14 protein-coding genes are annotated in these 14,780 nt (G+C 56.0%); 10 read left to right on the top strand and 4 right to left on the bottom strand.

Annotated elements, in window-relative coordinates; all coding sequences use genetic code 11:
* The first annotated feature begins 61 nt into the window (after positions 1 to 61).
* Entirely contained in the window at positions 62 to 520 is a 459-nt protein-coding gene (mscL, locus tag ABDK75_RS06360) for a large-conductance mechanosensitive channel protein MscL (protein ID WP_099212467.1), read from the top strand.
* On the top strand, positions 520 to 852 hold the full coding sequence (locus ABDK75_RS06355) for a hypothetical protein (RefSeq protein ID WP_211503987.1): 333 nt from the start codon (positions 520 to 522) through the stop codon (positions 850 to 852). Before mscL ends, ABDK75_RS06355 begins: the two co-directional genes overlap by 1 nt.
* A gap of 76 nt (positions 853 to 928) precedes the next feature.
* Here ABDK75_RS06355 and secF read toward each other — a convergent pair whose 3' ends face one another.
* Positions 929 to 1,873 carry a protein translocase subunit SecF gene (gene secF, locus ABDK75_RS06350; RefSeq protein ID WP_064273272.1) on the bottom strand — a complete coding sequence of 315 codons (945 nt, stop codon included), beginning with the start codon at positions 1,871 to 1,873 and terminating at the stop codon, positions 929 to 931.
* Between the two features lie 5 nt (positions 1,874 to 1,878).
* Positions 1,879 to 3,420, bottom strand: a complete 1,542-nt coding sequence (secD, locus tag ABDK75_RS06345) for a protein translocase subunit SecD (protein ID WP_064273473.1) — start codon at positions 3,418 to 3,420, stop codon at positions 1,879 to 1,881.
* A gap of 151 nt (positions 3,421 to 3,571) precedes the next feature.
* Between secD and ABDK75_RS06340 the strand changes: the two genes are divergently transcribed.
* Complete coding sequence (locus ABDK75_RS06340) at positions 3,572 to 4,567, top strand: Gfo/Idh/MocA family oxidoreductase (RefSeq protein WP_346005831.1); 996 nt, start codon at positions 3,572 to 3,574, stop codon at positions 4,565 to 4,567.
* Positions 4,568 to 4,579: 12 nt separating this feature from the next.
* Here the strand turns inward: ABDK75_RS06340 and ABDK75_RS06335 are convergent, their stop codons facing one another.
* Entirely contained in the window at positions 4,580 to 6,391 is a 1,812-nt protein-coding gene (locus ABDK75_RS06335) for an ATP-binding cassette domain-containing protein (RefSeq protein WP_346005255.1), read from the bottom strand.
* A gap of 58 nt (positions 6,392 to 6,449) precedes the next feature.
* The gene (locus tag ABDK75_RS06330) at positions 6,450 to 7,181 is read right to left on the bottom strand and encodes a response regulator (RefSeq protein WP_346005254.1); all 732 of its coding nucleotides are present in this window, start codon (positions 7,179 to 7,181) and stop codon (positions 6,450 to 6,452) included.
* A 232-nt stretch (positions 7,182 to 7,413) separates the two neighbouring features.
* On the opposite strand from ABDK75_RS06330, the gene ABDK75_RS06325 reads away from it, so the two are divergent.
* From ABDK75_RS06325 to ABDK75_RS06295, 7 genes are all read left to right on the top strand, one after another.
* A complete protein-coding gene (locus ABDK75_RS06325) occupies positions 7,414 to 7,890 on the top strand; it encodes a sigma-70 family RNA polymerase sigma factor (protein WP_244974215.1) in 477 nt (158 codons plus the stop codon).
* Positions 7,891 to 8,004: 114 nt separating this feature from the next.
* Positions 8,005 to 8,580 carry a sigma-70 family RNA polymerase sigma factor gene (locus tag ABDK75_RS06320; RefSeq protein ID WP_046901528.1) on the top strand — a complete coding sequence of 192 codons (576 nt, stop codon included), beginning with the start codon at positions 8,005 to 8,007 and terminating at the stop codon, positions 8,578 to 8,580.
* A 208-nt stretch (positions 8,581 to 8,788) separates the two neighbouring features.
* Positions 8,789 to 8,962, top strand: coding sequence for a NepR family anti-sigma factor (locus ABDK75_RS06315; RefSeq protein ID WP_160298815.1), 174 nt, complete (start codon positions 8,789 to 8,791; stop codon positions 8,960 to 8,962).
* A 91-nt stretch (positions 8,963 to 9,053) separates the two neighbouring features.
* Positions 9,054 to 10,859 carry a sensor histidine kinase gene (locus tag ABDK75_RS06310; protein ID WP_346005253.1) on the top strand — a complete coding sequence of 602 codons (1,806 nt, stop codon included), beginning with the start codon at positions 9,054 to 9,056 and terminating at the stop codon, positions 10,857 to 10,859.
* 84 nt (positions 10,860 to 10,943) lie between these two features.
* A complete protein-coding gene (gene cydD / locus ABDK75_RS06305) occupies positions 10,944 to 12,635 on the top strand; it encodes a thiol reductant ABC exporter subunit CydD (protein ID WP_346005252.1) in 1,692 nt (563 codons plus the stop codon).
* Positions 12,632 to 14,305, top strand: a complete 1,674-nt coding sequence (gene cydC, locus ABDK75_RS06300) for a thiol reductant ABC exporter subunit CydC (RefSeq protein ID WP_346005251.1) — start codon at positions 12,632 to 12,634, stop codon at positions 14,303 to 14,305. Before cydD ends, cydC begins: the two co-directional genes overlap by 4 nt.
* Before the next feature lie 59 nt (positions 14,306 to 14,364).
* A complete protein-coding gene (locus ABDK75_RS06295) occupies positions 14,365 to 14,772 on the top strand; it encodes an OmpA family protein (RefSeq protein WP_046901524.1) in 408 nt (135 codons plus the stop codon).
* The last annotated feature ends 8 nt before the right edge of the window (positions 14,773 to 14,780 follow it).

Below are 14,780 nucleotides of genomic sequence, written 5' to 3'. Positions count from 1 at the left end.
GGTAGCGCTTTTCCGGCCTGCAACCGCAGTGATGCGGGTTCCCCCAAGAGAGGTTCGAAATATGAGCGAAACGAAACATGCCCTGCATACTCCGGGCTGGCTGAGCGACTTCCAGAAATTCATTATGCGCGGAAACGTGCTGGATCTCGCCGTCGGTGTCATCATCGGTGCGGCCTTCACCACGATTGTGAACAGCGCCGTCAAAGACGTCCTGACGCCTTTCATCGGCCTCCTGACAGGTGGTGTGGATTTCTCTAACCTCTTCATCACCCTGAAGGGCCCGGTCAAGGATACCCTTGCAGAAGCACAGAAGGCCGGTGCGGTTACCGTCAATCTTGGTGTTTTCCTGAATGCTGTCATTCAGTTCCTGATCGTGGCATTCTTCATTTTCTGGGTTGTGCGCCTCATTGGCAAGCTTCACCGCAAGGAAGAGGCTGCACCAGCAGCGCCGCCAGCACCAACCAAGGAAGAAGTTCTCCTGACAGAGATCCGCGACATTCTGGCCACCAAGGCTTCCTGATGTCACGGCAGGCTCCTTTCGGAGCAACCTTTACCCGCAAACTGACAGGTTTTGTTTTGGTGGGGAGCCTGCTCTGTGGATGCGTGGCACGTCCTTTCGAAGGCGTGCCTCCATCTCCGAATGCCAGACTTTATGCGTATCTGATTGCTCACGGCATGGCACGAGGGGCGTTAATGAGGGGAAAAGTTACCCCTCAGAATGTTCAAAAGCTCATAAGCCTCGACCATGATGCTCAAAAAGCAGTTCTGAACGCTACAAGACTTCAGACATCATCGGAAAATCGTCAGGCAGATGCCGCAATCGCTGCATTTCTGACCAGCTTCGATAGCTAGGCATTCCGCCTCACGGCACAAAAAAACCGGCTCTAACTGAGCCGGTTTTTTTGTGCCTGATAAAGTCTTCAGAGCATCATTCCGTATCGGAGGACGGAGTTTTCCGAAGTCGCTTTTCACCCATCAAGAGCAGCAGGGGAGCAGCGATGAAAATGGAAGACGATGTGCCAACAACGATGCCGAACAGCATGACCGTTGCGAACCCGGTCAGCGTGCTGCCACCAAACAAAGCCAGCGGTAGGGCCGCCAGAAAGACGGTCATGGAGGTGCCGAGCGTACGATTCAGGGTCTCATTAATGGAGAGATCCAGAAGCTCCCGCAGCGGCATCGTACGGTATTTGCGAAGATTTTCACGGATACGATCATAGACAACCACCTTGTCGTTGGTGGAATATCCAAGGATCGTCAGCAACGCGGCAACCATCACCAGATCAAACTCAAAACGCGTAATGGCGAGGAAGCCCACGGTTTTCGTCAGATCCAGAATAAGTGTCACCACAGCACTAATGGCGAACTCACGCTCAAAGCGGATCCAGATGTAAGCCAAAATCATGGCCAGACTGAAACCGAGTGCCAACAGGCCATCACGGAAAAGCTCGGAAGATACCGAAGCCCCCACAGCATCAGCCCGCAGAACCTGCGTACCAGGTTCGGCCGCTGAGATGGCGGTCTTTACGCCATCGACAAGCTTCTGGGTCTGCGCTTCACGATCCGCACCTTCCGGCGCATTGATCGAGATGCGGACATCCCGCGGAGAACCGAAGGCCTGAACAGCATCCGGATGAATGCCGGCCTTTTCCAAAGCAGAGCGCAGCTTGCCAAAATCTGCGGCTCCCGGCGTCTGGGCTTCGACGATGATACCACCCCGAAAATCGAGGCCGAGTTTCAGGCCCGGCTCGAAAAACAGGATGACAGAAGCAATGGAGAGAACCGCCGAAACGATAAGCCCCATATGACGGCCGCGCATGAAGTTGATGCGCCGATCGTCACGGACAAAACGGAGAAGGGGACGTGACAACATGACGTTCAGACCGGCAGTTCTTTAGGACGGGCAAGGGCATACCACCGCACGACAAGGAAGCGTGACAGCAGCAGGGTCGTGAAGAGGGTCGTCACGATGCCGATGGTAATCGTCAGGGCGAAGTTCCGCACGGGACCCGTGCCGAACACGAACAGCATGACATGCGCGAGAAACGCCGTCGCATTACTGTCAACGATTGTGCTTGTTGCGCGCTCGAAGCCAGCTTGCAACGCCTGCAGCGGCGCACGCCCGCGCTTCACTTCTTCTCGGATGCGCTCATTGATGAGGATATTGGCATCCACAGCCATACCAAGCGTCAACAGCATACCCGCCATACCTGGCAGCGTCAGCGTCGCCTGGAAAAGAGACAGGATCGCTACCATCAGGATCAGGTTGGCGAACAGCGCAATATCCGCATACAGGCCGAAGCGACCGTAGAAGAGCACCATAAACACCACGACCAGAACAAATCCGGCCGCAAGGCTAAGAATGCCAGCATGGATGGACGCAGCGCCAAGGCTCGGACCAATCGTGCGCTGCTCAATAACAGCCAACGGAGCGGGCAGTGCACCAGCACGCAGCAAAAGCGCAAGATCGGACGCACTGTGAGCATCAAAGCCACCTGTGATCTGACCACTCCCTGCCGTAATCGGATTAATAATGTTCGGCGCTTCGATAACCTTGTTATCAAGCACGATCGCAAATCGCTTACCCACATTAGCGCGGGTCGTATTGGCAAAAGCCGTTGCACCAGCGCTATTGAGCTGGAACGTCACGGCCCAGCCACCGCTCTGCTGATCGATCACTGCACCTGCGTTCGTCAGATCCGTACCGTCAACATCCACATGGTCCTGTACGGCAACCTGAGAATGAGTGCTGATGTCTTCCAGCATCGCCGAACCGGGGCTGGCAACACTTGGGTTTGGCGCCAGCAAACGGAATGTCAGACGGGCAGTTGTTCCCAGAAGAGTCTTGATCCGCTCTGGATCACTCACACCTGGCAGTTCCACCACGATCCGGTCATCACCCTCACGGGCGATACTCGGATCAATCGCACCCGTAGCATCAATACGGCGGCGAACGATCTCAATGGACTGGGCAACAGCGTCCCGGGCACGCGCCAACATGGCATCATGCTGAAGCGTAAGCACGATGCGACCGTTGGCCTCAGTGACATGAAATTCATCAGGCACAACGACAGGAAGATCCTGCATTGTCTTCAGGGCAACAGCGCGCTCCGCATCGGAACGTGGCTCAAAGCTCAGGCTGGCCGTTTGATCATCCTTCTGGAAATCACGGTAACCGAGAGACTTGTCCAGAAGGGTCTGACGTGCCTGATCCTGCAGGGACTGCAGGCGGTCATGCTCCAGGGACTTCAGGTCAAGCTGCAGCAGCAGATATGAACCACCACGGAGATCAAGGCCAAGATGGATCTGCCGCCAGGGCAGGGACTGCGTGGGGGCACGCATGAAATTGGGCAGACAGAACAGGAGGCCGATCAGGCAGATGCCTGCGACGCCCAGCAGTCTGAGCCGGCTATAATACATCATAACGGGTCGAGATGTCCTCGGCGGGTTTGGACGGTTCGAGTTTCTTGCGCGGGACCATGCCGCTTCCGCAATGCCGATGCAACCTTTCACCAACATTCCGCCCCTGACGGCTTTGCGAAGCCGTGCTGGACTGGTAATCCTGTCACTCATGAACACTCGGCGACAGCTTCGGGTCGGCATCGTCGGTGCCGGTCACTTCGGGCGATTTCACGCCCTCAAATCAGCCGCAAATCCGGCTGAAAATCTGGTGGCGCTTTTCGACCCTGATCCGGCACGTGCGACAACAGTCGCTCGTGAGGCACGTTGTGCCGTTGCAGAAACTTACGAGGCTCTGCTGAATTCGGTCGAGGCTGTGATTATTGCGGCTCCAGCCGAGCATCATTTCCGACTTGCCAGCGAAGCCCTTAACGCGAACCGCCATGTTCTCGTTGAGAAGCCGATCGCAGCCACTTTGGATGAAGCTCGCAATCTGGCGGATCTCGCATCCCGGACGGGCAAAGTTCTTCAGGTGGGCCATCTGCTGCGCTACTCCGCAGAGCACAGGGCAATCACAGAGCGCATCGATAAGCCGCTTTACATTGAAGCCACACGCATCGCGCCTTTCAAGCCGAGAGGGACAGATGTGTCTGTCATTCTGGACCTGATGATCCATGACCTGGATCTGGTTCTTGCAATTGTAGACAGCCCGATTACGGACATCGATGCCATTGGCGCAGCCGTTTCAAGCGAACACGAAGACATCGCGAACGCGCGGGTCCGCTTTGAGAACGGATGCGTCGCCACAATCACGGCGAGCAGAATTTCCCTTAAAACAGAACGCCGTATGAGACTTTTCTCACAGGAAGGCTACCTGTCAGCAGACTTCATGGAGCGCAAACTCAGCTTCATTGGCAGAGAACGTGGCCTCCCTCTACCGGGAACTGGAGGCTTCAAACGCGAAGCCATCAGCTGGCATGACCACGACAACCTTGCCGTAGAGCACGAAGCTTTTGCTGAATCATGCCTTAACGGTGCACCAGTGCTGGTTGATGCCCAAGCTGGAATCCGAGCGCTCGATGCGGCAATCCGCGTCACCGAAAGCATCCATGCGTCTCGCAAGGCAATGGAACTCTCAGGCCTTATCCCGGTATCAGATAAGGCCTGAAAACCTTATTTTTTACTGGCTTTCCAGCTCTTCTTTTTTGGCTTCCAGTTCAAGCCATTGCTCTTCGGCGTCAGTCAATTCACGCTCTGCCGCCTGAAGCGCATCACTGATCTTGGTGAATTTTGCTGGATCCGTGCTGTACAGCACGGGGTCAGACAATGCCTCGCGATACGTGACAATAGCCTTTTCCAGCTTAGTCATTTTGCCGGGAAGAAGGTCAAGGGTCCGCTTGTCATTATAACTAAGCTTCGTCTGCTTTTTTTCTGATTTTACAGTATTTTTTGATACAAGGTCATTCTCACCCCGATCTTCTGAATGACGCTCAGCAGGAGCTTCACCGCGCCTCTGAACCAGCATGTCCGAGTAGCCGCCGGCGTACTCAATCCACTGTCCATCCCCCTCAGATACGAGAACAGAACCCGCTACACGATCAAGAAAATCACGATCGTGGCTGACCAGAAGAACGGTCCCCGCATAGTCCGCCAGCATTTCCTGCAACAGATCCAACGTTTCCAGATCAAGGTCATTGGTAGGCTCATCGAGCACCATCAAGCTGGATGGCTTGGCAAGCGCGCATGCAAGAGCAAGACGCCCGCGCTCACCACCAGATAATTTTCCAACGGGCGTACGTGCCTGTTCCGGACGGAACATGAAGTCCTTCATATATCCGATAACGTGACGCTTCTCATTCCCGACCTGAACCATATCCCCACTGCCCCCTGTAAGGGTGTCAGAAAGGCTTTTGGTAGGGTCCAGACTTTCACGCTGCTGATCCAGCGTCACCATGGCAACAGAAGGTCCGATATAAACAGATCCTACCTGCGGGGGCATGCGACCGGTCAGAAGACGAATAAGAGTGGTCTTTCCTGCACCATTGGCGCCAACCAACCCCAAACGGTCTCCGCGGAGAATCTTGAGATCGAGATTTTTTACAATCGTGCGATCCCCATACGCCCATCCCAGGCTTTCCGTACCGATCGTAATCTTGCCGCCGCCATCTGCTTCCGTCGCAGACATGCGCAGCGTGCTGGTGCCGCGCGCGGAGATTTCTCGACGGTTGTTCCTCAAGGACGCCAGTTCAGCGACGCGGCGGACGTTGCGCTTCCGGCGTGCTGTCACGCCATAACGCATCCAGTCCTCTTCCCGAGCGATCTGACGATCCAGCTTGTGAGCATCACGTTCTTCCTGTTCCAGCACTTCGTCCCGCCAAGTCTCATAGCGCGAAAAGCCTTGGTCCAGACGGCGCGTCTTGCCCTGCTCAAGCCACACCACACTTCGGGATAACGTCTCAAGAAGGCGTCGATCATGGCTGATGACAATCATGGCGCAGCGCGATGCGGCCAGCTCTTTTTCCAGCCAGGTAATCGTCGGAAGATCCAGATGGTTTGTCGGCTCGTCCAGCAGCAGAAGATCTGGCTCCGCAGCCAAGGCGCGGGCGAGGGCGCAGCGGCGAACCTCGCCGCCAGATAGCCGTTCGCATCCTTCGTCACCCGTCATGCCAAGTTCAGCGAGCATGGATCGGGCCCGATAGTGCTCCGTCTCATCCAGCCCATCTGCGACATAATCGAAGGTGGAGGAATACGCCGTCAGATCAGGCTCCTGCGCAAGGTAGTGCACCTTGACGCCCGGCTGTACAAACCGGGTCCCGTCGTCAGCAACAATGTCGCCAGCCGCTATTTTGAGGAGTGTAGACTTACCGGAGCCATTCCGCCCCACAAGGCAGATGCGTTCGCCCGGAAGAACGCCGAGCTCGGCGCCATCAAGGAGCGGACGTCCGCCAAGAGTGTAAGTAATATTCTGAAGAAGAAGAATGGGTGCCGACATATCCCCTATGTGTCGCAGGGAACGTTTGCCCGCAAGGCACCCAGAGACGGATTTTCTCTCAGACGGACTTTATGCCGCCCGTGACGGCCTGATAGGTCCCTACGGCCAGCGCCATAGGCTCGAATGGTTTCGTAATCACGAAGGAAGGCTCATGCGCTTCTCCGGTCAATAAACGCTCCGGATAAGCCGTGACGAAAATCACAGGCGTTTCATGTGTTTTCAGAATACGCCCGACAGCATGCATTCCATCACCGCCACCGCCGAGATTGATATCAGCCAGGATAAGACCTGGCTTCGTCTCGGCAGCCAGCTTCACGGCGTCAGCCTCCGTGTACGCAACACCCGCGATTTTATGGCCACAGCGCTCGACCAGATCCTGAATATCCATGGCAATGATCGGCTCATCTTCAATGATAAGCACCGTCGTCTGCGCAATACCCTGAAGAGCCTGCCGAGCTACAGCCAGATTTGCAGCGGCATCCTCTTCAGAAATAGAGAGGGCACGAGCGGCCGACGCCAGCGACTGCTCCTCAAGCGAGGTCAGAAGCATGAGAGCCCTTTGAACAAGAGTCATGTCTGGCCGATCAGCATGCTCCTTCGAGAACTCCTGCACGAGCTTGCCGTATAGTGCCAGCCGGGGAGGAAGGTCTGATTTCTCTGCAGCCAGAAAATCCTTCAGGGCACCGGCTACCAACCGGTCTCCCTGCGCCTGATCTCCAGCCAGGGCACGGGCAAAACGGCGAGCATAGGGTAGCGCCGCAATGAGTTCGTGACGTGACGTGTCAGCCATGGATCCTCAGCCTCTTGATATTGGACAGCCGCGCGGAAACCTTATGAAGGACTATCCGTTTGTGGCGATTGAATAATCATGACACGAGCGACCGGATACGCCTAGTGTCTGTCTGCATCCGCAGACTTCACCTTCCTGAAAGGACCTCCCTCTGACGGCACCTGTTTCCGAGCCTGAAACGGCTCCACAGGAGAAAAGAGGCGTTTCCTTTCATCAGGAACTCCTGAAGACGTTGCCAGACCTCCGTGGTTTCGCACGGTTCCTGACACGTGATGCCGTCGCAGCAGACGATCTGGTGCAGGACACCGTTGTTCGCGCACTCGCTGCGCAAACACAGTTCCAGGCAGGAACCACGCTGAAAGCCTGGCTGTTCACAATTCAGAGAAATGCCTTTTACGAACAGCGCAGACGATCTTCCCGTGAACAGGAGATCATGCAGAACGTCGAAATGGACATGCCCCTGTCGTCCGAAATCCCCTCCATGCAAAGTGCCCGAGATGCCGTAACGGATCTAGGAGAACTTATCTGGAAACTTCCGGACCTTCTGCGCGAAGCTATCATCCTCGTGGGCGCACAGGAGCTGTCTTATGAAGAAGCCGCCTGCATCTGCAATGTTCCGTCCGGAACCATGAAAGCGCGGGTCTCACGAGCAAGAAGCCAGCTTTCCATGTTGGCCGAAGGAAAAAATCATCAGGAAATGACTCTCTAACCAACTGACAAATAATAATTTTTAAAAAATATCAAAAAAATCTCCTTTTGATGCAACGATCCTGGAACCCCGTTCATTGATCTCATGAAACAGGACGAAACCAGGAGTACTCCAATGACGTTCCATGATCAGGTCATCGCAATCCTACCGAAGCTGCGTGTGCAGGCCCTGTCCCTGACGCGCAACCGCGCTGCTGCGGAGGACCTTGTTCAGGACGCCGTGTGCAATGCTCTAGCCGCCCAGAACAGCTTCATTCCCGGCACGAATTTCTCAGCATGGATGCATCGTATCCTGCGTAACCGCTTTATCTCCGACCTGCGCAAGCGTCGTGAGACGACCGACATTGATGATGTGCCAGCATCAACATTCGCAAGCCCGGCAACACATGAAGACCGCTTGGCTCTGAAAGATCTGTCGCTGGCACTCTCTCGCTTGCCGGCTGACCAGCGCGAGGCACTCGTTATGGTCGTTATTCAGGGCATGAGCTACGAAGCTTTGGCTGAAGCAACTGACTGCGCTGTTGGTACAGCTAAAAGCCGCGTTTTCCGTGCTCGCCGCCAGCTTGAAGCATGGATGACAGGCGATATGCCGAGCAACGACAAGCTGCGCGTGAAGGTGAAGGCCCTGCGTGACGCTATCGATGTGCGCCATCGTGCCGGACAGTCAGCAGACGATCTGCTTTTCTCGTAAGCCTGGATTGAACTTTTAGCCTCTCGGAAACGTTCGTATTTCGCCCATTTCGGAATTGAAGCGATTGCGGTAACTGAGCCGTTTTTGTAAACAGTTCTTTACCGCCGTGCAGGTCTGTAGCTTTCGAACAGCCTCAGAACCACACGGCGATCTGCAGGGAGCAGAGGCGATTATTCTGCGTTGTCACAGAGAGGCTCAGGACTAGACAATGACCGGAGGAGACAAGTCCCAATCCTCATCCGGAAAATCCAAAGGCGATGATCAGGATTCTCCCTTTGGTATCTGGCTGAGCCGCGGACTTCATCAGCTCTTTGACGATGTTGCGAGCGAACCTATCCCTGAAGAGCTTTTAAAGCTGATCGAAGAAGACCGGAAAAAGTGATTGCACAGGAAGCCTGGCCTGAGATCCTGGGCAGCAGGTCATAAAGGGTCTCGTCATTCCTTATCGCAGAATGGTTTTTCGCAGCGTTCGCATGTTCGATACGGTTGGGGCTCGTGTCATGGCCCTGATTGTCGCGACAACGCTTCCCCTTGCGACAATCGCGGGTCTTCTGGCGTGGCATAGCTACCAGGAAAACGTTGGCAATGCTCTGGCAAGAACCGAGCGCGACGCTCAGGCAGCGCTTTCCGAATTATCAAGCGATCTGGACCAGACCCACAGCGTGCTGGACATGCTGGCTGACAGGGACATCACCGCGGAAACGGCTCTCCGTGAATTCGGCCTCGTCCAGACGATTTCCCAGCATCATTATTGCTCGCTAATGCTGACTGACGCGCAGGGGCATCCGTCAGTTGTGCTTCCTCCACCGTCGTCTCAAGACCCGGCCATCTGTCCGTCCGGGCAACTCCTGACAACGCTGAACCAGAATGGCGCACGCCCTAATATCGGTGTCGATGTCATCAAGGGGGGGCGTGGCCCTCTCATAAGATTCGTCGTTCCCCTGATGAATCAGGGCACGATCGCAGGCTATATCATCGCAGTAAGGACACTGGGCTGGCAGCGCAGCCATCTCCCTGCTGGCGATGGAAGACTGCTCCTCGGTGTCAACGACAATGCGAGAAACCTCCTCATGATGGGGGACGGGTCGATTTTTTCGCTTTTTCCAGATCGACCCAATATTCCAGAACTTCCCACGGCTGTGCATGATCGGCTGAAAAGAGATATTGCGAATCATGCTTTGCATGACTCGTTCACGTTTCACGGCACGACTTATGTTCTGCAAAACGCCTATGGCCCGGTCAGCCTTCTTGTTGCTACCGAGCGAACACGCGAAGAAAGCCGGGCGCTTAATATTTTTCTGATCCGCGTGGGTCTGATTGCGACACTCCTAGTCTTGGAGCTGTTGATCGTCGCGTGGGCTGCACGGACTTTCCTTGTAGAACCCTTGGAAAGACTTGCCCTGGCCGTAGCGGACTGGCGGCGAGGGGCACCATTCGACCCGCGTATCAATCGTTCTATCCCTCTGGAAATCCGTCATCTTGAGCGTGCCTTTCTGAGAGCAACACGCCGGCTCACGCGACATGAACGCGCCCTTGAGAAGTCCGCACACCATCAGGACATGCTCATCCGGGAAACTCATCATCGGGTTAAAAACAATCTTCAGGTCATTGCATCTCTCCTGAATCTTCAAGCCAGTCGCATCCGGTCCCATGAGGCCCGCGAAGAATTCAGACTGGTGCGGGACAGGGTCCGCGCGCTCGCTACGCTGCATCGTTATCTGTATTCCGAAAACGGCCTTTCGGCGCTGGATGTTCAAAGCTTTCTGGAAGAGCTGTGTTCAATTCTCTTCTCCGCCCACAGCATGAATACGCAGACACGCATTCGGCTGGAACTGGACATCGAACATGTCCTGATTTCACCCGATCAAGCAGTCCCTGTTGCTCTGATCGTGACTGAAGTTGTCAGCAATGCTCTCCGTTATGCTTTTCCAGAAAATCGTGCAGGCGTCGTTCGCATTTCGCTTCACCGCGTCAAAAATCCACCTGCCGACAAATCCGGGTTGGTAGAATTTGAACTCGGAGATGACGGGATTGGGCTCGAAGCGTCCCGCGCGACCGAATCACGGAACAGACGGGAAGGGATTGGCATTCAGTTGATCCGGGGATTTGCCCGCCAGATCAATGCGGATCTTCTCATCTCAAATGAGGACGGCACATGGTACAACATGAAGTTCGTACCCGCAGATCCGTCGCCAACAGCTGTCGCGATTGCCCATAAAGCAATCCACAGCGAAGAGTCGCCATCGTCCGCAGGCTCCGGCAGCCCGTCCGACTCCTGAAATAACCACTTAAAATCTAAATAAGCAGCAAGAAATGCGTCAAAGACTGTCTTGTGGCGACTTTGCGACCTATATGCAGGGATCATGAAGGCCGACAAGACAATCGCAAAAGCGTGGATAAAAGCTCAGGGGCGTGCCAGCCGTTCCCTGACCTCCGTTATAGTGATCCTCGGACTGCTCTCGACTCTCCTGGGTCTTCTGCAGGCATGGGCTCTGGCCCGGACACTTGCCGCCATTCTGACCGGACATCCGGGCAACGCCCCCCCGGCTATCGGAATGTTCATTGCCGTGAGCGTGATCCGCGTAGCCCTGACGGCAGTGCAGGACATCAGAGCGTCGTCCGCAAGTCTTTCGGCCCGCCGCCGACTTCGCTCAGAAATCATGGCCCGTATTATTGGAGAAGGTCCTGCGCTCCTGCGTCGGCAACACAGCTCGGCAATCGCCTCCACCCTTGTGGATCGCGTGGAAGCGCTGGATGGGTATTTCGCACGCTGGCTCCCTGCATCTGCGCTGTGGCTCGTCTCACAATGGATCGTTGTTGCGGCTGTCTTCTGGCAGAACCATCGTGCGGGCATCATCCTCGCAATCTGCTGCGCGTCCCTTCCGGTCTTTCAGGCATTCTTCGGGATCGCCACTGCCGTTGCGTCCCGCCGTCAGTTTCTGGCGATGACACGTCTGCAGACGCGCTTTCTGGACCGCGTTAAGGGAATTGCCACGATTGTCCTCTCTGGCAGCACGGAACGTGAAGCCCAGGCGCTGGCAGCGAGTGCCGATGATCTCCGCCTACGGACCATGAAGGTCCTGCGTATTGCCTTCATTGCATCCGCCACCACAGATATCGCCATGGTCGTGGCGCTGGTGTTGATCGTCATCACCCAGAGCCATAGCCTTAGCAGCGGGACGCCTGAAATTGCCCTGACACGCGCCCTTTACGCCATTCTTCTTGTGCCAGAAGCATTCGCGTCTTTCCGTGCCCTGTCTGCGGCTTATCAGGATCGCGCCCATGCGACAGCAGCCGCCGAGGCTATGCACGAGTTGGCCGACCTTCCCGAAGAACTGTCATCAACGCCCGCACTTGCTGCTGTACAGAATGGCCGTGGCCTCACCGTGACTGCTGAAAACCTGTCGTTTTCCTGGAACGAAGAACGCGGTCCCGTGATCGAAAACGTGAGCTTCACGCTCCCGGCCGGCGAGACATTGATTTTGGAAGGGCCATCGGGCGCGGGCAAGTCCACACTTCTCGAACTTCTTCTGGGTTTTGTAGACCCGACACAGGGCCGTATCCTTCTGAACGGCACAAACATGGCTACCCTGACGCCACGACAGATTTCATCCCGCATTAGCTGGATCGGGCAGAAACCGGTCCTTTTTGCAGGAACAATTCGCGAGAATATTCTTTTCGCTAAACCCGAGGCTTCCGACCAGGAGTTGCAGTCAGCAATTTCTCACGCGGCAATGGATAGCTATATCCCGCATCTTCCCGAAGGCTTGGAAACGCGGATCGGAGAAGGCGGGTTTGGTCTTTCAGGCGGACAGGCCCAGCGCATTGCAATTGCCAGAGCCTTCCTCAAGAACGCGCCACTTCTGCTTCTGGACGAACCCACATCACATCTGGACCCGGCGACAGAGGCAGACATCCTGACCAGCCTTCATCGTCTGGCTGAGGGGCGAACGGTCGTCCTCTGCACTCATTCTGCGCAAGCCCAGAAGTTCCATGGTCGCCACCTTGTTCTCAGCAAAGGTCGCGTTATCTCCTATACGGAGCAAGCAGCATGAGCGCTTCTCTTCAATCGCAGCGCCCGGAGAACAGCACGGCTCTCTCGCGTATTATCCGCGTCTGGAAGCCACATTACGGCCGCCTGATTACAGGCATCGTCATTGCAGAACTGGCTGTATGTTCCAGTCTGGCTCTGATGGGGCAGGCCGGTAGTCGCGTTGCGGCTGCAGCCGTAGGGGTTGCTGCTGGGTCGATGCTGTTACAGGCAGCCGGCGCCTCCCAGATCGTCCTGCGATATCTGGAACGCCTCTATACGCATGATGCGATGTTCCGCGCCCTGTCAGACCTGCGCGTGTGGTTCTATCGCCGTCTAGCAAAAGGCGCAGCAGCAGGCCTTGGCTTCCAACGCTCTGGAGATCTCCTGTCTCGTCTGGTCTCGGACGTCCAGACGCTCGACAATCTCTACCTGCGCATTCTGGTCCCGATGGCGTCCGCTGTTCTGACGCTGCCTGTTGCCGCGTTTGTCTGGATTAAAGCTGGAACACTCCCCGGCATACTCACAACAGCTCTATTTGCAGTTCTCGCTTTCGCCATGCCTTGGGTGGCAACCCGAGTGTCACGGCGTTTCGGCCCGGACATTCTTCACGCTGAGGCCGATCTGCGCGTAGCAGCTCTTGATCTGACGTCAGGTCTCCGAGAAGCTCGCGCTTTTGGCGCCGAAGACTTCCTTGCAAACGCGGTGACTGAACGTCAGGAAGCCCTGTTCTCTGCCCAGCGCAGACAGGCCATCCGCATGGCGCTGACAAATCTTGTGGCTGGCCTGGTCGCCAAAGCAGGTATCGCTATCATTCTCTGCGCAGTCGCAGGTCTGATTTTCCAGCAGGCCGCGCCAGTTGCTGGTATCGCCGCACTTTTTGTCGCCATTACCGCTCTGGAAGGCGTGACGGGCCTCTCTCGTGCAGGCCTTCTATACGGCCAGGTTTCGTACGCTGCTGAACGCATCATGGAAGTGGCCGAGAAGACCCCGACTGTCGCCGAGGGAACAACGCCGCTTCCATCTGGCCGAGACATCAAAGTTGATAGGGTAACCTTTCGATGGACTGCGAATCGGGAACCAGTTTTTCGTGATCTCACCCTCTCTCTTCGGCAGGGCGAGCGCGCAGCGCTGATTGGCCCATCAGGTGCTGGAAAATCCAGTCTTGCAGCGCTGATTCTGAAAGTTGTTGCACCTGAAGATGGAGAAATTCGTCTGGGTGGCGAAAATATTGCCAATCTGAACAACGACGCATTGCGCTCTCAGGTCGCGTGGCTCTCGCAGTCCAGCCATCTTTTTGATGATACGATCCGGAATAACCTTCTTCTCGGTCGCACCGACCTTCCAGAAGCCGCACTCTGGAACGCTCTCGATCAGGCGAAAGTCGCGGATCTGGTGCACAGCCTTCCTGAAGGTCTGGATACATGGATTGGTGAAAGCGGATCGAAACTCTCCGGCGGGCAAGGGCGGCGCATAGCACTCGCCCGTGTCCTGCTGTCAGACGCCCCGATCCTGATCCTCGATGAACCTGCAACAGGCCTCGATGCAGATACCGAGAAGGCGTTCCTGGAGACCCTGAACAACGTTGCAGAAGGCCGCAGCGTTCTGCTGATCGCTCATCGCCTCACAGGCGTTGAAAGGCTGGATCGCATCTGGCGCCTTGAGAACGGACAGGTAGTTTCAAGCGCAGGTTGACCAGCCTCTGCCGACAAGGCACCTAGGAGCCTCAATTCTTTCTCTCAGGACGTAACGCCATGGTTCGTATCCTTTCTTCCATCCGTATTGCGGCTCCGGCTTTCGTCCTGACCGCCGCTCTGGCCGGTTGTGCCGACCAGCCGACACGCGACAGCTACGTTGTTTTTTTTGACCGTGATTCCGTCTCACTGAGCCCGGTTGCTCAGGCTGTTGTCACAAAAGCGGCTACAGCAGCACGCAATGAGCACGCTCAGAGCATCCGCGTTTCCGGTTCTGCTGGCATGAACGGTGATCCGGCCGTTCTTAAGGAACTTGCAGACAGCCGCGCACAAGCCGTTGCAACACAGCTTGCCAATGACGGCGTGAATGGTGCGAAAATCGAGATCAAGCCAGAACCAGAGACAACCATCGACGCCTCCCACGTTGCGCTGCGTCGCGTCTCCATCACGATCACACCGGGTCTTTGAGCCGGAGC

The organism is Gluconobacter sp. OJA (assembly GCF_039638325.1).
GTDB lineage: Bacteria > Pseudomonadota > Alphaproteobacteria > Acetobacterales > Acetobacteraceae > Gluconobacter > Gluconobacter cerinus.
The sequence above is the reverse complement of the archived record's forward strand: the minus strand, read 5'-3'. Positions and strand labels throughout refer to the sequence as shown.